The following is a 25,436-nucleotide window of genomic DNA, read 5'->3' as shown; positions in this document are numbered from 1 at the left end:
TTATTTTCGCGGCCGCCCGAGGCGGTCATGAGGAACCACACGATGGACGTCACTGCAAACCTGAGCCTGGGCGACCCGCTTGAAGCCGCACGCAAGGCAACTGCCGAGATGCTGCAGACCCGCGAACGCACCTATTCTCTGCCGCAACCGTTCTACAACGATGAGCGCCTGTTCGAAATCGACATGCAGGAGATCTTCCAGAAGGAATGGCTGATCGCCGGCATGACCTGCGAGATTCCGAAAAAGGGCAACTACCTGACCCTGCAGGTCGGTAAAAACCCGGTGCTGGTCGTGCGCGGTCCTGACGACACCATCAATGCGTTCTTCAACGTCTGCCGTCACCGTGGCTCGCGCCTGTGCACCGGTGAAAAAGGCAAGGTCGCCAAGCTGGTCTGCCCTTACCACCAGTGGACCTACGAGCTGGACGGTCGCCTGCTGTACGCTGGCAGCGAGATGGGCGATGACTTCGACATGAAGAAATTCAGCCTCAAGCCGATCAAGGTCAAAACCGCCGGCGGCTACATCTTCATCAGCCTGGCAGAAAACCCGCCAGCCATCGACGAGTTCCTGGCCACACTGCACCACTACATGGAACCGTACGACATGGAAAACACCAAGGTGGCGGTGCAGACCACCTTGATGGAAAAAGCCAACTGGAAGCTGGTTCTGGAAAATAACCGCGAGTGCTACCACTGCAGCGGCTCGCACCCTGAACTGCTCAACACCCTGCTGGAATGGGATGACACCAACGACCCGCGCGCCAGCCAGGAATTCAAGGACCACGTGGCAGAGTCCGCTGCCAAGTGGGAAGCCGAGAAGATCCCTTACCTGCACGCCGGTTTCGGCCTGCGTAACCGTATCGTGCGCATGCCGCTGCTCAAGGGCACCGTGTCCATGACCATGGACGGCAAGCAAGGCAGCAAGAAGCTGATGGGCCGCATCCAGAACCCTGACCTGGGCTCGATGCGCATCCTGCACCTGCCGCACTCCTGGAACCACTGCATGGGCGATCACATCATCGTCTTCACCGTGTGGCCGATCAGCGCTCAGGAAACCATGGTCACCACCAAGTGGCTGGTGCACAAGGACGCTGTGGAAGGTGTCGACTACGACGTGGCACGCCTGCGCGAAGTCTGGGACGCCACCAACGACCAGGACCGTCGCCTGGCCGAAGAGAACCAGCGCGGCATCAACTCTATCGCCTACCAGCCAGGCCCGTACTCCAAAACCTACGAGTTCGGCGTGGTCAACTTCATCGACTGGTACAGCGCCCGCATGCTGGCCAACCTGGGTGCCGAGCCTGCGCCTTACCTGAAAGAAGTGAAGATCCAGAGCAACTGACCAGCGCCTGGCCTGACAAGCCCGCCTCTGTAACCGGAGGCGGGCTTTTTTGTGGCCGATGAGGATTGCCTCAACGGCCTCTATCAGTTCTGCCAGTAACTGCGCACGTTGATGATTCCTAGACTGATGTTGGCCATGTCATCTGCTCAACAGAAATGGTCATCCCCTCAAGGAACCAGAGACGCCTCATGAAAGCCATTGCGCACCTCATCTTGCCCGCCATTCTGCTCGCAAGCCCGTACGCAGCCCTGTCGGTCGGCACTGCGTACGCCGAAAACGGACCTGACATGTCAGCCGCCCCTCAACCAAACGCTGAAAGCAATACTGCTCCGCCGACCGAGTCACTTGAACCGCGCGAAGAGTCGGCATCGCAAAGCCAGGCTGGCGATGAATATGCCGGTGATGAGCAAGCCACGACTTCTGACATATCGGTTACCCAAGGAACAGTCGAACGCCCCAATACCTGGTCTGATTACTCTCGGGTCGGTGATATAAACGTCTACGAATACGGCGGTCAGCGCTTGTTATTTCAGGCCAAGCGTGAGGGACGACCCTCCGACTATAATTGGCACTACCCCACGTCAGCATCCGACAATGAGCACTGGACGTTCTACTCCCGGCACATCGGAACGTTTAGCGACCCCAAGGACTGGAATGACTACAGCGTGCCGGGTGATATTCATCGTTACGAATATGGTTATAAAACCCTGTTCTTTCAGGCCCGGCAGTCCGGTCGGCCGTCCGCTCATAACTGGTATTACCCGACCCGTGAAGTCAGTGACGCTAACTGGACTTACAAAGGATTGCATGCCGGTACATGGCAAGATCCAAAAACGTGGAACGAGCCGACCTGGCCAGGCGCTGTACACTGGTATAAAGAATACAATCTGTTTTTCACCTCCCGGGTCACCGGTACACCTTCAGCCAACTACTGGCATTACCCGACTTCGGCCGTGAGTAACACTTACTGGTCCTACCTGAACCCGCAAACCCGCACCGCGCCGACGATCAACGACCTCGACAGAGGCTACGATAAATACACTTGGGTAACCGCGCATAATGCTTATCTGGACGCGCTGACGCCACAACTTGATCGGGGTGTAAGAGGCTTCATGCTGGACTTGCGCCTCGACTCACAAAACACCGTGCGCATGTGCCATAAGCCAGGCCCGCAGGACAAGTGTTCAACCAGCGATCCTTCATTGCGCGATGCGTTCTCGAACACATTCCTGCCTTACCTGCAACAGAACCCCAACGCCGTCATCGCCCTGCTGCTGGAGGCCTATGTGTCACAGGACGATATCCAGCGGGTGTTTGAGCAAGTCCCGGACCTTGCCAATTACAGCTATGCTCACGGCGACAACGAACTGCAATGGCCCACATTGCGCCAACTAATCAGCACCAATAAACGCTTGCTAATCTACTCCGACAGATCCCTGCCAGGTACCTATCAGGTTGGCAACAAAAACATCACCATTTATCGCGCCTCCGATCATCAGATCGAAAACACTTATAACCTTGGCGACACGGTACTCATTCATAACTGGGAGTGTAAGTCTCGCTACGGCGCAGGGTTTGACCCCTTCACTACCAGCAGTGGCATGAACAAACTGTTCGTGCTCAATCAATTCCATTCATTTGGCAGTAGCACAGCGCACGCCGGTGACATGGACAACAATCTCACCTGGCTGCAACGGCGGGTGGAGCGCTATTGCTCAGGACCGACCAACGGGCGCAACCCGAATTTTTTGACCATAGATTTCAATCAGGTGGGCGATGCCTTTCCTTACGCCGCCGCGCTGTCACAAGGCGGCTACTATTTTTATGAACACAATGCCGGCAACCGGGATGGCGACAGCACCTGTGCATTACCAGGTAATCAGCCAAGTGGCAGTGATGGCGTCCAATACAATTTGCGGCTGGCCGCCAATGGTTGTGAGAACGACGAAATCCGCTCCTTGGAACTGGATGGAATTCGTGCCGGAACCCGACTGGAACTGTATGACAGTCCCGATGCTGACCGGCAGGATGATTTCACGCTGATTGATGTAAAACAGTCGATACCCATGGGCCAGCGAGTGCGCATTAATTCACTGGAAGGCTCTGCAGAAACGTTCTACTACCGCAAACTCGCGGCCCATAATAACGGGCTTGATGGCAAGGTCTCACGTATCAGGGTCCGCACGACGCCAGCCGATAATGATATAAGCGATGCACTGATCGTCTTTCACGAAGGCAATAATGGCAGCCAGAATATTGTCTGTTCGGTTCCCTTCGATACTTACCGTGCATTCAAAATGGGCAGCGGCAATAACCCCTACGGCTGCGATAACGACGAGATTCGTTCGGCCAAAATCATCAAAGCTGGCAAGGGCTCGACCTTCAGGGTGATGGGCAACCCGAACGGCAGTCCTGACCAAGGGCAGGCAAGCGTGACCGTCAAACGCAACATCCTGACCCCTGTTACGATCGGCAGCTTCGCCAGCAGCTATGAAAATGCAGATGTAAAAGTCATTGGTGGTGGAGGCAATCTGGATGGCAAGATTTCTTACGGTGACTTCCAACCCAAGGCCGAGCCTGAGCAGCAGCCCGAACCTGAGCCGCAGCCCGACCCACCGCCCGACCCCGGCGCGCCTGCGGCACCTACAGACCTTCGGCTGGAGCAGCAACAACAACAGCAGCATCTGCGGCTGCGCTGGAATCCGAGCTCAAACGCGGTTAAATACAGGGTATTCCATTACTTCAAGCAAATCGGAGAAGTCACTGGTACTTCACTGGCCTATGACCATCCAGACAGTGTTGCCGGTCGTTATCATGTGCATGCAGTGGACAGCCAGGACAGGTTATCACCCAGATCGGATTTTCTTTGGGTTTACCCCGAATGGTGATGGGTGAGGGGTGCGGGGTGCTCAGCGATGCCGAACTGATCAATTATTGAGCACCCACCGGTAAAGCATACGTGACGTGGCCTGGAGCCAAGAGCAAACAACTTGTCCACAGGCCCGCCAACAGAGATTGTGCACAACAATTTGAATTGTGCTGCTACGATCCAGGAACCGTACCCTGCAGGAGGCTCCCAATGTCAGCCAGCTGACCTGATCATTATTTGACCTTCGGCTTGCATCCCTTTAAATACAAGGGCTACAGAGATAAGCAAACATATTATCCACAGCCAGGCACACAAGGAATGTGCGTAACATCGGGAAGCGCTGAGCTGCGCGGCTAGCGCATCCATAACAAGGTTGAAGGGCCATGTCATGGAAATCGTTTGTTTTTTAACCAGTACTTCTAACTTTCTGATTTTAAAGACAATTAATTGAAAGCGAACAACTTGTCCACAGAGGCGCTAACAGAGATTGTGGGCAACTGTAGGCAAGCTGACCTCTTGTGGGGTTTTATCCACACTGGAGAAATCTGAAAAATCAAACCCTTAACTGTTCAAAAATTGAACAAAGCTCTACACGCCTTTAAAGCCGGTCATCTCAGGCAGTAGCGAACAACTTATTCACAGGCACGCGCACAGAGATTGTGCGTAAGCGGGGGCAGCGCCCGGAATGTGGTCTTCGCAGCTGGAGTGTGGTCTTCGCAGCTAAAGCTGCTCCTACAGGGCCGCTCAGGTCAGGATATTTATACTGCCTGGGGATAAAAAGATTCGCGGCTAAAGCCCTCCTTGCACCTGGATCTCCGGTCCTGTGCAAGAACAGCTTTAGCCGCGAAAGAGGACAACCTGTGCGGTGGATAAAACGGGGCTTAACGCAGCACCCCCTCCTCCACCAGAAGCTTGAGAATCGCCTCGGCGCCTTCCTGGGCGCTGACGCCTTTGAGTACTTTACCGCCGCCACCGCTGGCCTTGGCGGTCGCCGCCTTCATGCGGTCGGCGCCGCTCTTGGCCTTAATCACTTTCAAGCGCTTGGGTCGCGGCTTGGCCGGTTGCAGGCTGTCGCTGCCGAGCACCTCATCACTGACCACCTCGACCTGATCGACACCCAGCACACCGCGTCGGGCCGGTCCGAAAGCCGTCTGGCGTGGCGTGGGGCCTGCGTTATCCACAGTGGCGAGAAACGGCAGGCGCACTTTCAGGCGCCGCCGCTGACCACGTGGCAGGGCTTGCAGGACGATGGCCACGCCGTTATCCAGCGACTCGACCTCAGCCAGGCCCACCACCAGCGGCCAGCCCAGCCGTTCGGCCAACAGGAACGGCAGCATGCCCGACCCTTCGCCGGTTTCAGCCTGCGTGCCGGTCAGCACGATCTGTACATTGCAGTCGCGGATATATTCCGTCAGGGCCGGCAGCGCATCGGCGCCGGCCGGTTGTTCAAGAATCTGTATTTCATCCAGGCCCATACCCAGATAGGCACGCAGCGCAGGTTCTTCAGGATTACCGGCGTGCAGCAACTGCAAGTTATCCCCAACCAGCTTGAGGCCCAGCTCGACTGCCCGGGCGTCCTGCTCGGCACGCCGGGCGCGCCCGGAAGTCGGGTGAGAGCCCACCGAGACCAGGCTCAGCACCTGTAGCGCCGGGTTATTCACAGGCTTAGGCTGCATCGCGTTTACCTCCGTTGCGCCAGGCTTCGACGGCCTCGATGAGGGCTTTGAACACTTCGGTGCTGTCGCCAATTACCGACAGGTCGGCACGCTTGATCATGTCGCAGCCAGGGTCCATGTTGATTGCCACGACCTTGTCGCAAGCGCCAATACCCTGCAAATGCTGGATCGCTCCGGAGATACCCACCGCCACGTAGACCCGTGCAGTGACCCAGGTACCGGTTGCACCGACCTGACGGTCGCGGGCCATGAAGCCGTTATCCACAGCCACCCGCGACGCGCCTTCGGTGGCGCCCAGCACAGCGGCAGTTTTGTGGAACAGCTCCCAGTCCTGTACCCCGTTGCCGCCGGAGAAGATGAACTCCGACTCGGCCATCGGAATGGCGCCGGGGTCGACCGCCACCGAACCCAGGTCTTCGATACGCGCCAGGCTGCGTACCACCTCTGTGGACAACTGCACCGGGGTCGCTTCGTGGCGGGTTTCGCTGATCGGGTCGGCGCATTCGGCGGCAGCCAGAATCAGCCGCGCCAGTGGCCGCACCAGATCTTCGCGGCCAGCACCGGCGCGCCCGCTGCATTGCCCGTCCTTGATCTGCCAGACCCGCGTGGCCGGGCGCTCGCCAAGGCTTGCGGCAAAGCGTCGGCCCAGTTCACCGCCACCGGTGCGGCTGTCAGGCAGCAGCCAGTGACGTGGGTCGAACTGGTTATCCACAGCCCGCAGGCCCTGGACACGTTGCTCTGGCGAGTACCCTGCAAAAGCGTCGCCTTCGATCACCAGCAGGCGGTCCACGCCAGCGGTGTCGAATGCGCTTTCCTTGTGCTCACCAAACACCACGGCCAGTACCGCACCGTCCTGACCGGCCAACTGGCGAGCCAGCCCCAGCAGGTCACGGTCGTGGCTGCTCAGGCGGCCACCGACCATGTCCGGCACCACGGTGATGTAGAACGCTGGCGCGGCAACAACATGCAACGGCAGTTGGACTTCCACGGCAGCGCTGCGCTTGGCCGAACCGCCTTGCTGGGCACCGGTGCGGTCAATCCGTTTAATGCCGTTGGGGCCGATGAAACCGATGCCGTGCACGTTCTTGCGGATCAGCCCGTTGGGGCCCATCCAGCGATCCTGGACCGGCTGCATGGCCGCGTGCAGCGGGTGCAGGCGGTTACGGGCGATCCACTCGGCGCGCGGGTCGCGGCGGATAATGTCGCTCATCAGTGCACCTCCGCAGGTTCACGTTTGGCCGGGGCTGCCTGACGGGCCGGGGCAGCAGCGTCGTTTTCGAGCAGCGCGTCAGCCACCAGCTCGGCAATGTCCTTGATCAACGGCCGTGGCTCGACCACGCCTTCGAGCATCGCGGTACATTGTGGGCAGCCCACCGCCACCACTTCAGCGCCCGTCTCGCGGATGTCTTGCATGCGCATGTCAGGAATCCGCTGCTTGCCCGGGATGTCAGTGATCGGCGCACCGCCGCCACCGCCGCAGCAACGTGAACGGAAGCCCGAGCGTTCCATTTCCTTGACCTCGATGCCCAGCGCCCGCAGTACATCACGCGGTGCCTGGTACTCGCCGTTGTAGCGGCCCAGGTAGCAAGGGTCGTGATAAGTCACGCTGCCACCTTTGTGCTGGTCGAGGTTCAGCGCGCCGGCCTGGACCAGTTCGGCAATGAAGGTGCTGTGATGCTGGACCTGATACTCGCCACCAAAGGCGCCGTATTCGTTTTTCAACACATGGAAGCTGTGCGGGTCGCAGGTCACGATACGGGCAAACTTGTAGCGCGACAGGGTCTGGATATTGCGTTTGGCCAGGCTCTGGAACGTTGCTTCATCCCCCAGACGACGGGCCACGTCACCGCTGTCACGCTCTTCCAGCCCCAGCACCGCGAAGTCCACGCCAGCAGCCTTGAGGACCTTGACGAAGGCCCGCAGGGTGCGCTGGTTACGCATGTCGAAGGCACCGTCACCGACCCAGAACAGCACATCGGCCGACTTCTTGTCGCTGAGCAGGTTGAGGTTGAGGTCCGCCGCCCAGTTCAGACGACCACCAGGGTTGAAACCACCCGGGTTATCGGTCGCGATCAGGTTGTCGAGCACCTCGGCGCCCTTGTTCGGGGTCGCGCCTTTTTCCAGCGTCAGGTGACGACGCATGTCGACGATGGCGTCGACGTGCTCGATCATCATCGGGCACTCCTCGACGCACGCACGGCAGGTGGTGCACGACCACAGCGTTTCGGCGTCCACCAGGCCATTGACGATCGGCTGGTGCGGATTACCGCTGTGCTCACCGACCGGTTTGCCAGGGTAAGGGCTACCGGCAAATTTGGCATCGCTGCCGCCGGCCAGGCCGACGACCATGTCCTGGATCAGTTTCTTGGGGTTCAGCGGCTGGCCGGCAGCAAATGCAGGGCACATCGCCTCGCACTTGCCGCACTGCACGCAGGCATCGAAACCCAGCAACTGATTCCAGGTGAAGTCTTTGGGCTTTTCGACGCCCAGTGGCGCTTGCGGGTCTTCCAGATCCAGCGGTTTCAAACCTGTGGAGCGACCGCCACCGAAACGCTCGGCGCGGCGGTGCCAGGCCAGGTGCAGAGCACCGGCGAAGGCGTGCTTCATCGGCCCGCCCCAAGTCATGCCGAAGAACAGCTCACTCACACCCCACAGCACGCCCAGGGCCAGAACCCCGGCCAGCAGCCAGCCACCGAAGTCGGCCGGCAGGATGCCTGCCACCGGCAGGGTGAGCAGGAAGAAGCTCGCCGAGAACGCCAGCAGGCTTTTGGGCAGGCGCATCCACGGGCCTTTGGACAGGCGCGAAGGCGGGTTCAGGCGACGACGGAACACGAAGATTGCGCCGACGAACATCACCGCCGTCATCAACAGCAGCGCGTAACCGAGAATCTTGTTATGCAGGCCGAAACCATGCACCAGAATGGCCAGCACAATCGAAGCCACCGCACCACCGGCAGTCGCAACGTGAGTGTTGGCGATGTATTTGTCGCGGGCGACCACATGGTGCAAGTCGACCATGTAGCGTTTGGGCATGGCGAACAGGCCGCCGATCAGATCGACTTTCGAGGCCCGGCCGTTACGCCACATTTTGACCCGCCGCAAGGCGCCCAGGACCGCAAGGCCCAGGGCGGCAAACAGCAGGATGGGGAGAATAGTATTCAGCATGATGGCTCCTGGCGAACTCATCGAAACGCAGCGAAGTGCGTAGGAGCGGCTTGAGCCGCGAAAATTTGCCAGGCGTCACCAATGCAGCGCCCGCATTCGCGGCTGAAGCCGCTCCTACACCATGGCTGTCAGAAGTCTTTGCAGAGTCGAAGACCGTCGTAGATCGCCGCATGGGTGTTACGCTGCGCCACGCAGTCGCCGATCCGGTACAGCAGGTAACCGTCGCCCGGCTGGCTCAACTCTGGCTGGGGAGCGATGGCGAACAGGGCTTCGATGTCGATCTGGCCCTTGTTGCGCGATCCTTCCTTCAGCGCGTAGTAGATCTCTTCGTCAGGACGCACGCCGTTTTCCACCACCACCTGGTCGACGACCCGCTCTTCCTTGGCACCGGTGTACTCGTTCTCCAGTACCGCAATCAGCTTGTCGCCTTCGCGGTAGACTTTCTCCAGCATCATGTCGCCAGTCATGATGACTTCTTTCGGATACATGCTGCGGTAGTAGGTCGGGAAGGTCGTACCGCCCATCGCGACGCCCGGCTTGATATCGTCGGTGACAATCTCGACCTGCGAGCCCTTGTCGGCCAGGAAGTCGGCCACCGACATACCGGTGAATTCACAGATGGTGTCGTAGACCAGCACGTTCTTGCCCGGTGCAACCTTGCCGTCCAGCACATCCCAGCTGCTGACCACCAGGCCCTCAGCCGCGCCCCAGTGTTCGTTCTGCTCCATGAATGGATGGCCGCCGACGGCCAGCACCACGATGTCCGGGCGCAGGTCCATGATGGTCGCGGCATCGGCCGCAGTGCCCAGCCGCAGGTCAACTTTCAGACGCGCCAGCTCCAGCTGATACCAACGGGTGATACCGGCGATCTGGTCACGTTGCGGCGCCTTGGAGGCCGTGGTGATCTGGCCGCCAATCGCGTCTTTTTTCTCGAACAGGGTCACGTCGTGGCCGCGCTCGGCAGACACCCGCGCCGCTTCCATACCGGCCGGGCCGGCGCCGACGATGACCACCTTGCGTTTCGGCCCGGTGGACTTCTCGATGATGTGCGGCACGCCCATGTACTCACGGGACGTCGCGGCGTTCTGGATGCACAGTACATCCAGGCCCTGATACTGACGGTCGATGCAGTAGTTGGCACCAACGCACTGCTTGATCTGGTCGACCTGGCCCATCTTGATCTTGGCGATCAGGTGCGGGTCGGCGATGTGTGCACGGGTCATGCCGACCATGTCGACGTAACCGCCTTCCAGAATGCGCGTGGCCTGGTTCGGGTCCTTGATGTTTTGCGCGTGCAGCACCGGCGCCTTGACCACTTCCTTGATGCCGGCGGCCAGGTGCAGGAACGGCTCCGGTGGATAACTCATGTTCGGAATGACGTTGGCCAGGGTGTTGTGAGTGTCACAACCCGAGCCGATCACGCCGAAGAAGTCCAGCAGGCCGGTATCGTCGTAATACTTGGCGATCTGCTTCATGTCGTCATGCGACAGGCCATCGGGGTGGAATTCATCACCACAGATACGCATGCCCACGCAGAAGTCACGGCCGACTTCGGCACGTACGGCTTTAAGCACTTCCATGCCGAAGCGCATGCGGTTTTCGAAGCTGCCGCCCCACTCGTCAGTACGCTTGTTGACCCGCGGGCTCCAGAACTGGTCGATCATGTGCTGGTGCACCGCCGACAGTTCGACGCCATCGAGGCCGCCTTCTTTGGCCCGGCGCGCAGCCTGGGCGTAGTTACCGATGATCCGCCAGATTTCTTCCGGCTCGATGGTCTTGCAGGTCGCACGGTGCACCGGCTCGCGGATACCCGACGGCGACATCAGGGTCGGCCAGTGATCACCGTCCCAACGGGAACGACGACCCATGTGGGTAATCTGGATCATGATCTTGGCGCCATGCTTGTGCATGGCGTCAGCGAGGTTCTGGAAATGCGGAATGATCCGGTCAGTCGCCAGGTTGACCGACTTCCACCAGCTCTGCGGGCTATCAATAGCCACCACAGACGAACCGCCACAGATCGCCAGGCCGATACCGCCCTTGGCTTTCTCTTCGTAATACTTCACGTAACGCTCAGTGGTCATACCGCCGTCGGTGGCATACACCTCTGCGTGTGCAGTACTCAGAACACGGTTACGGATGGTCAGTTTGCCGATCTGAATCGGCTGGAACATCGCTTCAAAAGCCATTTCCAAAACTCCTCAAGGCGAAAACAGGCTGCTGCGCTCGGTCGCTTGTTGCGTAGCCAGACTTGCCGGCCACGCCTTGCCAGAGCTTCACTCGCGCTGTTTTCTGACGGCGCTATTTAAAGTGGTTTGACGACAAACAGACCGTCATCGTGGCCCTCTTCGGAGCCTCCGTAGACCTGCTCGGCCACGGTGCGGATCGAGCTGCCACGGGCAGCCAGGATCTGATCCATGGCGCCAGCGAACCAGCCGGTGAACATGTAGTCGACCTTGCGACCGACCTTGCCGTACACGTACACGAACGCCGAGTGCTCAAGCGTGATACTGGCGGTGCCTTTGTCCAGGTCGATGTCCTGAATTTTGAACAGGCCCCAGCCACGCTGCGACAGACGCTTCATGTAGTGCTCGTAGACCGCAACGCCTTCCAGACCATGGCACTCGGCTTCTTTCTCGCACCAGTGCCAGGCAGACTTGTAGCCGGCCTTGTAGAGCACTTCGGCATAAGCTTCGGCGCCCAGCACTTCTTCGATGCCGATGTGGTTGTTGACGAAGAAATGACGAGGTACGTACAGCATCGGCAGGGCGTCGGACGTCCAGACGCCGGTTTCGCTGTCGACTTCGATTGGCAATTGCGGGGCGATTTTGGCCATGGAAACTTAACTCCAGAAAAATTCTTGTGATTGGGCAAGCCTTCAGGCTTGCCGGAATTGAGCGGGGTGTGGCTAGCGGCGTTACTCGCCCCAGACATCCTTGAGGACGCGCACCCAGTTCTCGCCCATGATCTTGCGTACCACCTGCTCGGAATGGCCGCGCTTGAGCAGCGTCTCGGTCAGGTTCGGGAACTCGCCCACGGTGCGGATGCCCAGCGGGTTGATGATCTTGCCGAAGTTGGTCAGGCGACGGGCGTAGCCCTTGTCATGGGTCAGGTATTCGAAGAATTCCTTGCCATGGCCCTGGGTGAAGTCGGTGCCGATGCCGATGGCGTCTTCGCCAACGATGTTCATGGTGTATTCGATGGCTTCGGCGTAATCGTCGATGGTCGAGTCGATGCCTTTGGCCAGGAACGGCGCAAACATGGTGACGCCCACGAAACCGCCGTGATCGGCGATGAATTTGAGTTCTTCATCGGACTTGTTGCGCGGGTGCTCTTTCAGGCCTGAAGGCAGGCAGTGGGAATAGCAGACCGGCTTCTTGGATTCGAGGATGACTTCCTCGCTGGTCTTGGAGCCTACGTGGGACAGGTCGCACATGACGCCGACACGGTTCATCTCGGCAACGATCTCGCGACCGAAGCCCGACAGGCCGCCGTCGCGCTCATAACAACCGGTGCCCACCAGGTTCTGGGTGTTGTAGCACATCTGCACGATGCCAACCCCGAGCTTTTTGAAGATCTCGACATAGCCGATCTGGTCTTCATAGGCATGGGCGTTCTGAAAGCCGAACAGGATGCCGGTTTTGCCCAGCTCTTTGGCCTTGTAGATGTCGGCGGTGGTGTTGACCGGCATGACCAGATCGCTGTTTTCGCGCATCAGTTTCATGCTGGAGGTGATGCTGTTGACAGTCGCCTGGAAGCCTTCCCACACCGACACGGTACAGTTGGCCATGGTCAAACCGCCTTTGCGCATGTCTTCAAACAGCTCGCGATTCCACTTGGCGATGATCAGACCGTCGATAACGATGCTGTCGGCGTGAAGTTCTGCTGGGCTCATCAGGCGGTCCCCTTTATAAGACTCTTGCGCACCGAATCGGTTGTCGGCGCGTTATGGGGCCAGCATATGCCTGAGGCTCAGGGGAGCCGGATGTAAAAACGACAGGGGAATTGCCGAAAGCGTCAAGCTGCGACAAAGCGTCCCTCATCTGCGCAGAGGCGCCAGCCAAACCTGTTCTTTGTCATGCGCTTGAGCCAGAATCCTGAGCATTAATGGCTCGGAGTGAATCGATGAAAACATTTTTCCTGGGGCTGGCCCTGACAGCCGCCATAGCCGGTAACGCCTATGCTGCACAAGATTCCGATTCGACCCCGTGCGACGGGGTCGACAGCGACAACCAGACCCTGGAATGCTCCATTTACAGCCGCACCACTGCCGAGGAGCTGCTCAAGGAAAACTTCCAGAACCTGCTCAACCGGGTGCAGTCGCAATTTGTCGCCAACAAAACCCAGTACAACGACTTCACCAACAAGCTCAGAAGCGCCCAGCAGGCCTGGGAGAAACTGCGTGATGCCGATTGCGCCGTGGAAGTGTTCCCGTCGGCGGCGGGCAGCAAGGCGTACAAAATCAGCGAAAATGACTGTATTGCGCGGATGAGCGACGAACGTTCGGAATACATCGAGTCACTGGTGCAGGAATAATCCGGCCAACGGCTGCGTCTGAAAACGTGAGTGCTGGCAACCCGGGTGGTTGTTAGAGGTGACCAATGCGCTACCCTGTGTATTTGTCATGCAGGGCACAGGGAATTTCATGATCATTTGCGGTGTAGAAATCAAGGGCAGCGAAGCCATCTTCGCCCTGGCCACCGGTCAGAACGCGACCCTCAGCCACCTGCCATTGGCGACACGCAAGCTGGCGCTGGAAGATGACGACGAGTCGCTCAACGTCAAAGACTTCGCTACCCGGATTGCCGCTTTCGTACGGGAAAACGGCATCAGCCATATCGCCATCAAGAAACGCAGCAAAAAGGGCGAATTTGCCGGTGGCCCGACCACCTTCAAGATCGAGACGGTATTGCAGTTGCTGACCGACTGCGAGGTGACCCTGCTGTCACCGCAGACCATCACCGCTCAGCACAAGAAACACGCCATTGAACTGCCGGGCAGCCTCAACAAATACCAGCACGAGGCTTACAAAACAGCCTGTGCGGCGCTGTTGAAGAAGGCCTGACGGATCACCCACCACCTGTAGGGGTAATGCCGATCAGTCGCGATTATCCGGCTCAACTCGGTCCCGGTGGGAGGAGGCTAGCCGGGATGCCGGACCACCTCGAAAGGGCCAGTAAAACCGGCACATCTGTTGTAGATGTACCTCTGTATTCGCCAGCAGAGCTGCCTCCCATAGGACTAAGCCGGTCTTGAGTGATAGGTATTATTCCTACTGACCGACCACAAAAAAACCCGCATCGCTGCGGGTTTTTTGTTCAGCGAATCAACACTCAGTTGATCCGGGCGTCCAGCTCGCCTTTGGCGTAGCGCTCGAACATGCGGTCCAGGGAGACCGGCTTGATCTTCGAGGCGTTGCCGGCAGTGCCGAACGCTTCGTAACGGGCGATACAGACATCACGCATGGCCACAACGGTCTTGGCCAGGTATTTGCGTGGGTCGAACTCGGCCGGGTTCTTGGCCATGAATTCGCGGATGGCACCGGTGGAGGCCAGACGCAGGTCGGTGTCGATGTTGACCTTGCGTACGCCGTGCTTGATGCCTTCGACGATTTCTTCAACCGGTACGCCGTAGGTCTCTTTGATGTCGCCGCCGTACTCGTTGATGATTTTCAGCCATTCTTGCGGAACAGACGACGAACCGTGCATCACCAGGTGGGTGTTGGGGATGCGCTTGTGGATAGCCTTGATCTGCTCGATGGCCAGGATGTCGCCGGTAGGCGGCTTGGTGAACTTGTAGGCGCCGTGGCTGGTGCCGATGGCAATGGCCAGGGCGTCGACGTTGGTGCGCTTGACGAAGTCAGCCGCTTCTTCCGGGTCGGTCAGCATCTGGCTGTGGTCCAGCACGCCTTCAGCGCCAACGCCGTCTTCTTCGCCGGCCATGCCGGTTTCCAGCGAGCCCAGCACGCCCAGCTCACCCTCTACCGACACGCCGCAGGCGTGGGCGAAGGCGACGACGCGACGGGTCACTTCAACGTTGTAGTCATAGCTGGCCGGCGTCTTGCCGTCTTCCATCAGCGAGCCGTCCATCATCACTGAGCTGAAGCCCAGCTGGATCGAGCGCTGGCAGATGTCAGGGCTGGTGCCGTGGTCCTGGTGCATGACCACCGGGATGTGCGGGAATTCTTCGATCGCCGCGAGGATCAGGTGACGCAGGAACGGGGCACCGGCGTATTTGCGGGCACCGGCCGAGGCCTGAACGATCACTGGGGAGTCGGTCTTGTCGGCCGCTTCCATAATGGCGCGCATCTGTTCCAGGTTGTTTACGTTGAAAGCTGGGACGCCATAGCCGAATTCGGCGGCGTGGTCCAACATCTGGCGCATGCTGATAAGTGCCATTGTCTGTTTCTCTCCCGGTCGGGTCGTTAATCGTGCAAGCCTGCCCCAGTGGCGGCTGCTGTTCAAGTAATGCGCAATCTGGACAGCTCTAAAAACTACCTGCGTTGCCATCGCTGCGTTGAAAACCGGCTCAAAATGCTCATTTACAACTCGTAAACTGCGCTTTCTCGCCGGTTTTCGCCTTGCGCTGGCTGCCTCGCCTACGTTTTTAGAGGTGCCCAACTGCGCGTGGTACATCGGCTGCGGGCTATCTACCGCTCATCGGGCCTTGCAGCCGCGACCGATCAAATCGTTGGTGGCAGACCAGTACACCAGGCCTTCATCACCGTTTCTGGCAAACGACAGTACGCCGTTGCCAAACAGTTCACCGGCGGCACCGGGCTCGGCCTGCAGATGAAACACCTGCTCGCTCTGGTTCAGGCGCACATCCACCGCCTTGCGGGCAGCGTCAGCGTAGCGCCAGGTGACCTCGGCCTTGCTGTCACAGACCCAACGGGTCCACGGGTCTGCCGGTGCGGCAGACTTGAAGCTGGAGCAACCGCTCAATACCGCCAGCGCCGCAAGGGCAATCAGGCCTTTCATCAATTCTCCTGGACTGCCCTGGCGCGTATAAGGTCAAGGGCAGTGTTGTTCGTGTTTACCATCGTCAGCCGGTTCGCCCGTAGCCTGGGCTTCGACCCGCTGGCTGTTTTCGGTGGTAGGCACTACCACCGAGGCCGGGCTGAAGACTTCACAAGCCTTGGAACGGCTACCGGAACCGCTACAACCGGCAAGCATCATGCAACTGAGCAGCATCACAGCGACGATCTTCATGGCGAAACTCCTTTCTGGAAAGATCCACCCTGTAAATGACCGCCATATCGCAGGGATGTTGCCAGAAAGCGCCTTGCTCAATCAGCGACAGGCGACGTTGCCGACCTGCGGCGTGAGGTCATACCGGTCCCACACCTCCTGGCCGCCACGTTTGTAGACGACCTGGATGGTCTCGGCCTGCCAGGCAGTCTGATAGCAGCTCAACTGCAACGCCGCTTGCTGCTCTTCCCTGGCATCCTCAGCCGCAGGGCTGCCGGCACACCCGGCCAGCACCCCCACGATCAGCAACACCGGCATCGCCCTGACCATTTGCCACATCCTCAAGCCGCTCGGCTTATTGCGCCTTGGCGCGCTGCTCCAGCACTTCGACCGCAGGCAAGACTTTGCCTTCGACGAACTCCAGGAACGCGCCACCGCCGGTGGAAATATAGGAAATCTGCTCGCCCACTGCGTATTTGTCGATCGCCGCCAGCGTGTCACCGCCGCCTGCGATGGAAAACGCCGGGCTCTCGGCAATCGCCTTGGCCAGCACTTTGGTGCCATTGCCGAACTGGTCGAACTCGAACACGCCCACCGGGCCGTTCCACAGGATAGTCCGGGAAGATTTCAACAATTGGGCGAACTGCTCGGCTGTTTGCGGGCCGATGTCCAGAATCATGTCGTCATCGGCAACGTCAGCGATCAGCTTGACAGTGGCTTCTGCGTCTTCGGCAAAGGCCTTGGCGACGACCACGTCGACCGGCAGCGGGACGCTGACCTTGGCGGCGATGGCACGGGCGGTATCGAGCAGGTCCGGCTCGTACAGCGACTTGCCGACCTTATGACCGGCCGCCGCGAGGAAGGTGTTAGCGATGCCGCCACCGACGATCAACTGGTCGCAGATACCGCTCAGGCTGTTGAGCACGTCGAGCTTGGTCGACACCTTGGAGCCAGCGACAATGGCAGCCATCGGCTTGGCCGGCGCACCCAGCGCCTTGCCCAGTGCTTCCAGCTCGGCCGCCAGCAACGGGCCCGCCGCCGCAACCTTGGCGAACTTGGCCACGCCGTGGGTCGAGCCCTCGGCGCGGTGCGCAGTACCGAACGCGTCCATTACGAACACATCGCACAGCGCGGCGTATTTCTGCGCCAGCTCGTCAGCGTTCTTTTTCTCGCCCTTGTTGAAGCGCACGTTTTCGAACAGCACCACGTCACCGGCTTTGACTTCAACACCGTCGAGGTAGTCGGCCACCAGCGCAACTTCGCGGCCCAGCGCCTTGCTCAGGTAGTCGGCCACCGGCTTGAGGCTGTTTTCAGCCGAGAACTCACCTTCGACCGGACGGCCCAGGTGCGAGCAAACCATGACCGCTGCGCCTTTTTCCAGCGCCAGACGAATGGTCGGCAAGGACGCCAGAATGCGTGCGTCGCTGCTGACGGCACCGTCCTTGATCGGCACGTTGAGGTCTTCGCGAATCAGTACACGCTTACCTTGCAGGTCAAGGTCGGTCATCTTCAGCACGGTCATGAGGCGTTCCTGTCTTTACTGTTGTGGGTCTGCAACGCGCAGCAAATGACCTGCGACGTCGAGCATACGGTTGGCAAAGCCCCATTCGTTATCGAACCAGGCCAGCAGGTTGACCAGCCGGGGGCCGGACACGCGGGTCTGACTCGCATCGACAATCGCCGAATGGGGGTCATGATTGAAATCGCAGCTGGCATGCGGCAATTCGGTATACGCCAGCAAGCCTTTGAGCGGGCCGCTGCTGGCAGCCTCGCGCAGGATGCGATTGATTTCGGCGGCATCGGTGTCGCGTGCCACCTGCAAGGTGATGTCCAGGCACGAGACATTGACCGTCGGTACGCGAACTGCTTTGGCCTGAATTCGGCCCGCAAGTTCCGGAAGCAGGCGTTCAATGCCTCGCGCAAGGCCCGTCGACACCGGAATGATCGACTGAAATGCCGAGCGCGTACGACGCAAATCCTCGTGGTGATAGGCGTCGATCACCGGCTGGTCGTTCATCGCCGAATGGATGGTGGTGATGGTGATGTATTCCAGCCCCAGCGCTTGATCGAGCAGGCGCAGCAAAGGCACGCTGCAGTTGGTGGTACACGATGCCGCCGAGACCAGCAACTCGCGGCCCGTCAGCGTCTGCTGATTGATGCCATAGACAATCGTGGCATCGACGTCGGCCTCACTGGCCATCGGCTGCGAGAACAGCACCGACGGCGCACCGGCCGCCAGAAAGCGCTGGCCATCTTCGCGAGTATTGTAGACACCCGAGCATTCGAGCACCAGGTCCGCGCCCAGGCTGGCCCAGTCGATGCCTTCGGGCGTCGGGCTGCGCAACACGCGGATGCGGTGATCATCGATATGCAGATAGTCCCCCTCGACCCGCACATGGCCGGGAAAGCGGCCATGGGTAGAGTCGAAGCGGGTCAGGTATTCGAGACTGGCCATGTCGGCCAGATCGTTGATCGCCACCACCTCGAACCCGGCGCTGGCGCCACGCTCGCAGAGCGCACGCAAAACGCAGCGACCGATACGGCCATAGCCGTTCAGGGCAACCTTGTACACACGGGGTTGAGGCATGGTGGCTCACATTTCGGTAGGAGCGACCCTGGTCGCGAAAGGGCCGGGCCAGGCGATACATGTTTATCGCCTGGCAAGCCGGATTCGTGAGCAAGACGGATCGCCGCCCGCTCGCTCCCACATTGCAGGGCTATCAGTCTTCGAGCAGTTCTTCGGCGGTGCCCAGGATGTTCTCCAGGGTGAAGCCGAACTCTTCGAACAACGCTGCGGCCGGGGCCGACTCACCGAAGGTGGTCATACCGATCACACGGCCTTCCAGGCCGACGTACTTGTACCAGAAGTCTGCATGGGCAGCTTCGATAGCGATTCGCGCGCCGACCTGAACCGGCAGTACCGACTGCTTGTAAGCCGCGTCCTGGGCATCGAACACGTTGGTGCTTGGCAGCGAGACCACACGCACCTTGCGACCTTTGGCGCTCAGCGCATCAAACGCCTGCACGGCCAGACCGACTTCGGAACCGGTGGCGATCAGGATCAGCTCGGGTTCGCCAACGCTGTCGCGCAGCACATAACCGCCACGGGCGATATTGGCCAGTTGCTCGGCATCACGGCTCTGGTGTGGCAGGTTCTGGCGCGAGAACACCAGCGCCGATGGGCCGTCGTTGCGCTCGATGGCGTACTTCCAGGCCACTGCCGATTCCACGGCATCGGCCGGGCGCCAGGTGTCGAGGTTTGGCGTGGTACGCAGGCTGGTCAGTTGCTCGACCGGCTGGTGAGTCGGGCCGTCTTCGCCCAGGCCGATGGAGTCGTGGGTGAAGACATGAATGACCCGCTTCTTCATCAGCGCCGCCATGCGCACGGCGTTACGAGCGTATTCCATGAAGATCAGGAAGGTCGCGCCGTAAGGCACGAAGCCGCCATGCAGGGCGATACCGTTCATGATGGCCGCCTGGCCGAACTCACGCACACCGTAGTGCAGGTAGTTGCCGTTGGCGTCTTCACCGCTGATGCTCTTGCAGCCTTTCCAGATGGTCAGGTTGGAACCGGCCAGGTCAGCCGAACCGCCAAGGAACTCAGGCAGCAGCGGACCGAAAGCGCCCAGCGCGTTCTGGCTGGCTTTACGGCTGGCGATGGTTTCGCCCTTGGCGTTGACTTCAGCCACGTACGCTGCGGATTTTTCGGCGAAGTCGGCTGGCAGTTGACCGCTGACCCGGCGTACGAACTCGTTAGCCAGCTCAGGGAAGGCAGCGGAGTAAGCAGCAAAGCGCTGGTCCCACTCGGCCTCGGCGGCCAGGCCTTTTTCCTTGGCGTTCCACTCACTGTAGATATCGGCCGGCACTTCGAACGGACCGTGGTTCCACTTCAGCGCAGCGCGGGTCAGGGCGATCTCGTCGGCGCCCAGTGGCGCGCCGTGGGATTCTTCCTTGCCGGCCTTGTTCGGCGAACCGAAGCCGATAGTGGTCTTGCAGCAGATCAGGGTCGGCAGCGGGCTCTTGCGCGCGGTGTCGATGGCGGTTTTGATCTCGTCGGCGTCATGGCCGTCGACATTGCGGATCACCTGCCAGTTGTAGGACTCGAAGCGCTTTGGCGTGTCATCGGTGAACCAGCCTTCGACTTCACCGTCGATGGAGATGCCGTTGTCGTCATAGAAGGCGATCAGCTTGCCCAGGCCCAGGGTGCCGGCCAGGGAAGCGACTTCGTGGGAAATGCCTTCCATCATGCAGCCGTCGCCCATGAACACATAGGTGTTGTGGTTGACGATTTCATGACCTGGGCGGTTGAACTGCGCCGCCAGGGTTTTTTCCGCGATTGCGAAGCCCACTGCGTTGGCGAAACCCTGACCCAGCGGGCCAGTGGTGGTTTCGACGCCAGGGGTGTAGCCATACTCGGGGTGACCCGGGGTGCGGCTGTGCAGTTGGCGGAAGTTCTTCAGGTCGTCGATGGACAGGTCGTAGCCGGTCAGGTGCAGCAGCGAGTAGATCAGCATCGAACCATGGCCGTTGGACAGCACGAAGCGGTCGCGGTCGGCGAACGACGGGTTGGCCGGGTTGTGCTTCAGATAATCGCGCCAAAGGACTTCGGCGATATCCGCCATACCCATGGGGGCACCTGGGTGGCCGCTGTTGGCTTTTTGCACGGCATCCATGCTCAGGGCACGAATGGCATTGGCACGCTCACGACGGCTAGGCATCGCTGATCTCCTGGGAAGTAAAGAATTGGGAGCAGAAAAAGGCGTCCATTTTCCCTCAGCCTCTGGCTGGGGGCAATGAAAGATAGTCACCTGAGCGCTTTTTTCCTGCCATGCAGGCTTTGTTGGCCTTTAACCGGCTCAAGGATAGACCGCAGCGGCGGGTTGACGACGCCTGTTTACTGACATCGCGGGCAATATCAAAACTTTTTGATATTGATCTTGCAGCTTATTCAGAGCGTGACTAGACTGCGAACCTATGAATCTACCCGCGCCAGCAGTACGCCATGATGATTGCGACGAACTGTCTGCCTTGTGCAAGGCTGGCGGCGACCCGTTGCGGCTTAATGTGCTGCGTGCCCTGGCCAACGACTCGTTCGGGGTGCTGGAACTGGCGCAGATCTTCGCCACCGGTCAGTCCGGCATGAGCCACCACCTCAAGGTGCTGGCCCAGGCCGGTCTGGTTGCCACGCGCCGCGAAGGCAACGCCATTTTCTACCGCCGCGCCCTGCCCCATAGCGGGCTGACCGGCGGACGCCTGCATGCGGCGCTGCTCGATGAAGTCGATGCCCTGGCGTTGCCGGTCGAGGTCAAGGCGCGAATCGACGCGGTGCACCAGCAACGCGCCGCAGCCAGCCAGGACTTTTTTGCCCGGGTTGCCGACAAGTTCAATGCCCAGCAAGACCTGATCGCAGGTCTTGCGCAGTACCGCGACAGCCTGCTGGCGTTGCTCGACAAACTGGTGTTCGCGCCGCAGGCCAAGGTGCTTGAGGTCGGCCCCGGTGATGGCAGTTTTCTGCCCGACCTGGCCCAGCGTTTTGCCCATGTCACGGCCATGGACAACAGCCCGGCCATGCTCGAACTGGCCCGCAAACTGTGTGAGCGCCAGGGCCTGGACAACGTGGAATTGCGCCTGGCCGATGCACTGAACGACGCTAAAGTACAGGTCGATTGCGTCGTTCTGAACATGGTGCTTCATCATTTCGCAGCGCCTGCCGATGCTCTTGGGCAACTGGCAGAGCACTTGCAACCCGGCGGTAGCCTGCTGGTGACGGATTTATGCAGCCACGACCAGAGCTGGGCCAGGGAGGCCTGTGGCGATCTCTGGCTGGGCTTTGAACAGGATGACCTGGCCCGCTGGGCCGTCGCTGCCGGGCTAGTCCCCGAACAGAGCCTCTACGTGGGCTTACGCAATGGTTTCCAGATCCAGGTACGCCAATTTCAGCGGCCGGCTGGTGACACTTACCCTCGATTTACTTCAGGAAACCCGTAGACATGAGCGAATACTCAATTTTCACCTCCGAGTCCGTCTCCGAAGGACATCCGGACAAGATCGCCGACCAGATTTCCGATGCGGTTCTGGATGCCATCATCGCGGAAGACAAATTCGCCCGTGTCGCGGTCGAAACCCTGGTCAAGACCGGCGTGGCAATCATCGCCGGCGAAGTCACCACCTCGGCCTGGGTCGACCTGGAAGACATCGTCCGTAACGTGATTCTCGACATCGGCTACAACAGCTCCGACGTCGGCTTCGACGGCGCTACCTGCGGCGTGATGAACATCATCGGCAAGCAGTCGGTAGACATCGCCCAGGGCGTTGACCGCAGCAAGCCTGAAGACCAGGGTGCGGGCGATCAGGGCCTGATGTTTGGCTACGCCAGCAACGAAACCGACGTGCTGATGCCAGCACCGATCACCTTCTCGCACCAACTGGTCCAGCGCCAGGCCGAAGCGCGTAAATCCGGCCTGCTGCCATGGCTGCGTCCGGACGCCAAGTCGCAGGTCACCTGCCGCTACGAAGACGGCAAAGTGGTCGGCGTCGACGCTATCGTGCTGTCGACCCAGCACAACCCGGAAGTGTCGTACAAAGACCTGCGTGAAGGCGTGATGGAGCTGATCGTCAAGCACGCCATCCCGGCGCACCTGCTGCACAAAGACACCCAGTTCCATATCAACCCGACCGGCAACTTCATCATCGGCGGCCCGGTGGGCGACTGCGGCCTGACCGGCCGCAAGATCATCGTCGACAGCTACGGCGGCATGGCCCGTCACGGCGGCGGCGCATTCTCCGGCAAGGACCCATCGAAGGTTGACCGCTCGGCGGCCTACGCCGGTCGCTACGTGGCCAAGAACATCGTGGCTGCGGGCCTGGCCGACCGCTGCGAAATCCAGGTTTCCTACGCCATCGGCGTGGCCCAGCCAACCTCGATCTCGCTGAACACCTTCGGCACCGGCAAGCTGTCGGACGACAAGATCATCCAGCTGGTGCGCGAGCACTTCGACCTGCGTCCATACGCGATCACCACCATGCTCGACCTGCTGCACCCGATGTACAAGCAGACCGCAGCCTACGGCCACTTCGGTCGCAACCCGTTCGAAATGACGGTCGGCGAAGACACCTTCACCGCCTTCACCTGGGAAAAAACCGACCGCGCCGCCGCCCTGCGCGCCGCTGCCGGCCTGTAATACCGACCGGTATTAGCCAAAGCCCCGGCACCCTCGGTGTCCGGGGCTTTTTTGTGCCTGCCATAAAACCGGCGCCTGAAAAAAATCGAGTGATCTGCGTCACAAAATCGGCGCACCCGTGGGAATTTTCTGAGTTGTAGCCTGTCTGTATGGGCGTCGATACACACCATGAAACATTCGTAACACTGATCGACATCCTCAGGGCGTACTGCCCTTCCCTCGGGGTCGCCCAGACCAGACCCCGGCATCAACGATGGAACGCTTATGCCAGTCTTCTCCCGGACATGGATGGCCTCGTGCACCCTGGTGTTTGGCCTCGCCTCCCAATTACCCGCCCACGCTGCAGGCCTGCCGACACCCGGCGAGCAGGACCTGATTCGCGACCGCCAGGACCGCCTGCTGGAAGAACAGCGCCGTCGCCTCGAAGAACTCAAGACCCTGCCCGGCCAACAGGCCGAGCCGAGCGCGCCATCGGCCGCGACCGAACAACGTTGCTTCGATATCCAGCGCATCGAGCTAAAGGGCGCAGAGTCACTGTCCGAAGCCGAGCGCAAAAAACTGGTCAGCCCCTGGGTCGGCAAATGCCTGGGCGTGCCGCAGCTCAACGAAGTGCTCAAGGCCATCACCGACCACTACCTGAACAAGGGCATGGTCACCACCCGCGCCTACCTGCCGCAACAGGATCTCTCTCAGGGCGTACTGCACGTGCTGGTGGTCGAGGGCAAGCTTGAAAAACTCGGCAGCGAGGGGCCGGGCAAAGTCTCCGAACGTGAACTGGCCATGACTTTCCCCGGCAAGCCCGGCGAGGTGCTTAACCTGCGCGACATCGAGCAGATGGTCGACCAGTTCAACCGCCTGCCCTCGCGGCGGGTGCAAACCCGCCTGACGCCCGGCCAGGCCATTGGCGGCAGCAACGTGCTGGTCGACAACAGGCCGGACAAACCCTGGCGCGCCAGCCTGTCGCGGCATAACGACGGCCAGCGCAGCACCGGTGAACAACAGTGGAGCACCGGCCTGGAATGGGACAGCCCGTTGGGGCTGGCCGACCAGTTGCGCCTGCGCGGCGGCCATGACGCGCTGAGCGACCATCGCAAGACCTCGAAAAACTTCCTGATGGGCTACGAGGTGCCATGGGGCTGGTGGAACTTCAGTTACTACTACAGCGAGAGTGACTACCGGGCGCTGGGGCAAGCCAGCACCTTCGACTTCAAGCAAAGCGGCGACAGCCAGAGCCACCAGTTGCGCGCCGAGCGGGTGATCCACCGCGATGCGCTGAGCAAGACCTCGATCAATACCGGCCTGTCGCACCTGCGCACCAACAACTACATCAACGATGAAAAGCTCGGCACCAGCAGCAACCGCATCACCGAGGCCCAGTTCGGCATCACCCATGGCCGGCGGGTCGGCGGCTCGTTCGTCAACATCGACCTGGGCATGCAACAGGGCATCGGCGCCCTGGATGCACAAGGTGACCATGACCCGAATGGCAATCGTCCAGGCCCCGGCATCCCCACCGCCCGCTACCGCAAGTACACCGCCACCGTCAGTTACCTGTACCCCTTCCAGCTGTGGGGCGAGCGGCTGACCTTCAGCAGCCTGGCCACCGGCCAACACAGCGAGGATGCACTGTACAGCCCGCAGCGTTTGAGCCTGGGCGGGGTGTCTTCGGTGCGCGGTTTCAAGGACCAATACCTGTCAGGCGACAGCGGCGGCTACTGGCGCAACGAGCTGCGCCTGACCCGCCCGGTCGGCCTCGACTGGCTGCGCCCGGCGTTCAGTGAATATGGCGCGGCCATCGGCTACGACCAGGGCGTGATCAGCAATGACCGCTACAACGGCGCGCAGCACGGGCGGTTGTCCGGCCACTCGTTCGAGCTCTTTGCCCGCGGCCGCAACGTGGCGACCTCGGTGACTTTCGCCCACTCGCTGGAACGCCCCTCGGTGATTGAGCGCGAAAGCCCGGTGTATTTCCGGATCGATTTTTTCCTTTAAACGACGACGCTTCAACGAGGTA

20 protein-coding genes are annotated in these 25,436 nt (G+C 60.2%); 7 read left to right on the top strand and 13 right to left on the bottom strand.

The genetic code is table 11. From position 1 onward, the window contains the following. Nucleotides 1-42: 42 nt before the first annotated feature. Nucleotides 43-1,341 (top strand): glycine-betaine demethylase subunit GbcA, encoded by a 1,299-nt coding sequence (gene gbcA / locus NRB16_RS12695; protein WP_045486291.1) that lies wholly within the window; start codon nucleotides 43-45, stop codon nucleotides 1,339-1,341. Between the two features lie 188 nt (nucleotides 1,342-1,529). Beyond that, nucleotides 1,530-4,229 carry a hypothetical protein gene (locus NRB16_RS12690; protein ID WP_257106262.1) on the top strand — a complete coding sequence of 900 codons (2,700 nt, stop codon included), beginning with the start codon at nucleotides 1,530-1,532 and terminating at the stop codon, nucleotides 4,227-4,229. 862 nt (nucleotides 4,230-5,091) lie between these two features. Here the strand turns inward: NRB16_RS12690 and NRB16_RS12685 are convergent. The 6 genes from NRB16_RS12685 to NRB16_RS12660 all read right to left on the bottom strand — a co-directional run bounded on the left by NRB16_RS12685 (nucleotide 5,092) and on the right by NRB16_RS12660 (nucleotide 12,946). After that, complete coding sequence (locus NRB16_RS12685) at nucleotides 5,092-5,886, bottom strand: electron transfer flavoprotein subunit beta (protein WP_253140242.1); 795 nt, start codon at nucleotides 5,884-5,886, stop codon at nucleotides 5,092-5,094. Then, nucleotides 5,876-7,096 (bottom strand): electron transfer flavoprotein subunit alpha/FixB family protein, encoded by a 1,221-nt coding sequence (locus NRB16_RS12680; RefSeq protein ID WP_257106261.1) that lies wholly within the window; start codon nucleotides 7,094-7,096, stop codon nucleotides 5,876-5,878. The genes NRB16_RS12685 and NRB16_RS12680 overlap by 11 nt, the downstream gene beginning before the upstream one ends. Next, nucleotides 7,096-9,051, bottom strand: coding sequence for a dimethylglycine demethylation protein DgcB (gene dgcB, locus NRB16_RS12675; RefSeq protein WP_253140240.1), 1,956 nt, complete (start codon nucleotides 9,049-9,051; stop codon nucleotides 7,096-7,098). The genes NRB16_RS12680 and dgcB overlap by 1 nt, the downstream gene beginning before the upstream one ends. A gap of 128 nt (nucleotides 9,052-9,179) precedes the next feature. Next, complete coding sequence (dgcA, locus tag NRB16_RS12670; RefSeq protein ID WP_045486280.1) at nucleotides 9,180-11,240, bottom strand: dimethylglycine demethylation protein DgcA; 2,061 nt, start codon at nucleotides 11,238-11,240, stop codon at nucleotides 9,180-9,182. Between the two features lie 116 nt (nucleotides 11,241-11,356). Beyond that, entirely contained in the window at nucleotides 11,357-11,887 is a 531-nt protein-coding gene (locus NRB16_RS12665; protein ID WP_045486277.1) for a 4-vinyl reductase, read from the bottom strand. 81 nt (nucleotides 11,888-11,968) lie between these two features. After that, on the bottom strand, nucleotides 11,969-12,946 hold the full coding sequence (locus NRB16_RS12660) for a dipeptidase (protein WP_045486274.1): 978 nt from the start codon (nucleotides 12,944-12,946) through the stop codon (nucleotides 11,969-11,971). A gap of 230 nt (nucleotides 12,947-13,176) precedes the next feature. On the opposite strand from NRB16_RS12660, the gene NRB16_RS12655 reads away from it, so the two are divergent. Both NRB16_RS12655 and NRB16_RS12650 read left to right on the top strand, forming a co-directional pair. After that, nucleotides 13,177-13,587, top strand: a complete 411-nt coding sequence (locus tag NRB16_RS12655; RefSeq protein WP_045486271.1) for a lysozyme inhibitor LprI family protein — start codon at nucleotides 13,177-13,179, stop codon at nucleotides 13,585-13,587. Nucleotides 13,588-13,696: 109 nt separating this feature from the next. Next, nucleotides 13,697-14,116, top strand: a complete 420-nt coding sequence (locus NRB16_RS12650) for a DUF3010 family protein (RefSeq protein ID WP_045486268.1) — start codon at nucleotides 13,697-13,699, stop codon at nucleotides 14,114-14,116. 268 nt (nucleotides 14,117-14,384) lie between these two features. Here the strand turns inward: NRB16_RS12650 and fba are convergent, their stop codons facing one another. The 7 genes from fba to tkt form a co-directional block, all read right to left on the bottom strand. Continuing rightward, the gene (gene fba, locus NRB16_RS12645) at nucleotides 14,385-15,449 is read right to left on the bottom strand and encodes a class II fructose-bisphosphate aldolase (RefSeq protein WP_045486265.1); all 1,065 of its coding nucleotides are present in this window, start codon (nucleotides 15,447-15,449) and stop codon (nucleotides 14,385-14,387) included. Between the two features lie 258 nt (nucleotides 15,450-15,707). Continuing rightward, nucleotides 15,708-16,031: an MliC family protein gene (locus NRB16_RS12640; protein WP_045486262.1), complete on the bottom strand. Its 324-nt coding sequence runs from the start codon at nucleotides 16,029-16,031 to the stop codon at nucleotides 15,708-15,710. Between the two features lie 33 nt (nucleotides 16,032-16,064). After that, nucleotides 16,065-16,262, bottom strand: a complete 198-nt coding sequence (locus NRB16_RS12635) for a hypothetical protein (RefSeq protein WP_045486259.1) — start codon at nucleotides 16,260-16,262, stop codon at nucleotides 16,065-16,067. An 81-nt stretch (nucleotides 16,263-16,343) separates the two neighbouring features. Next, complete coding sequence (locus NRB16_RS12630) at nucleotides 16,344-16,571, bottom strand: hypothetical protein (protein ID WP_257106260.1); 228 nt, start codon at nucleotides 16,569-16,571, stop codon at nucleotides 16,344-16,346. Between the two features lie 25 nt (nucleotides 16,572-16,596). Continuing rightward, entirely contained in the window at nucleotides 16,597-17,763 is a 1,167-nt protein-coding gene (locus NRB16_RS12625; RefSeq protein WP_045486255.1) for a phosphoglycerate kinase, read from the bottom strand. A 15-nt stretch (nucleotides 17,764-17,778) separates the two neighbouring features. Further along, nucleotides 17,779-18,828: an erythrose-4-phosphate dehydrogenase gene (gene epd, locus NRB16_RS12620; protein WP_045486253.1), complete on the bottom strand. Its 1,050-nt coding sequence runs from the start codon at nucleotides 18,826-18,828 to the stop codon at nucleotides 17,779-17,781. A gap of 133 nt (nucleotides 18,829-18,961) precedes the next feature. Further along, nucleotides 18,962-20,959 (bottom strand): transketolase, encoded by a 1,998-nt coding sequence (gene tkt / locus NRB16_RS12615; protein ID WP_045486250.1) that lies wholly within the window; start codon nucleotides 20,957-20,959, stop codon nucleotides 18,962-18,964. A 256-nt stretch (nucleotides 20,960-21,215) separates the two neighbouring features. On the opposite strand from tkt, the gene NRB16_RS12610 reads away from it, so the two are divergent. The 3 genes from NRB16_RS12610 to NRB16_RS12600 all read left to right on the top strand — a co-directional run bounded on the left by NRB16_RS12610 (nucleotide 21,216) and on the right by NRB16_RS12600 (nucleotide 25,414). After that, entirely contained in the window at nucleotides 21,216-22,229 is a 1,014-nt protein-coding gene (locus NRB16_RS12610) for a metalloregulator ArsR/SmtB family transcription factor (protein ID WP_045486247.1), read from the top strand. Nucleotides 22,230-22,231: 2 nt separating this feature from the next. Next, nucleotides 22,232-23,422, top strand: a complete 1,191-nt coding sequence (gene metK, locus NRB16_RS12605; protein WP_045486244.1) for a methionine adenosyltransferase — start codon at nucleotides 22,232-22,234, stop codon at nucleotides 23,420-23,422. Nucleotides 23,423-23,710: 288 nt separating this feature from the next. Further along, entirely contained in the window at nucleotides 23,711-25,414 is a 1,704-nt protein-coding gene (locus NRB16_RS12600; protein WP_257106304.1) for a ShlB/FhaC/HecB family hemolysin secretion/activation protein, read from the top strand. Nucleotides 25,415-25,436 lie beyond the last annotated feature (22 nt).

The organism is Pseudomonas sp. LJDD11, from assembly GCF_024584215.1.
In the GTDB taxonomy this organism is placed as follows: domain Bacteria; phylum Pseudomonadota; class Gammaproteobacteria; order Pseudomonadales; family Pseudomonadaceae; genus Aquipseudomonas.
This window is presented reverse-complemented; position numbering and strand designations above follow the sequence as displayed.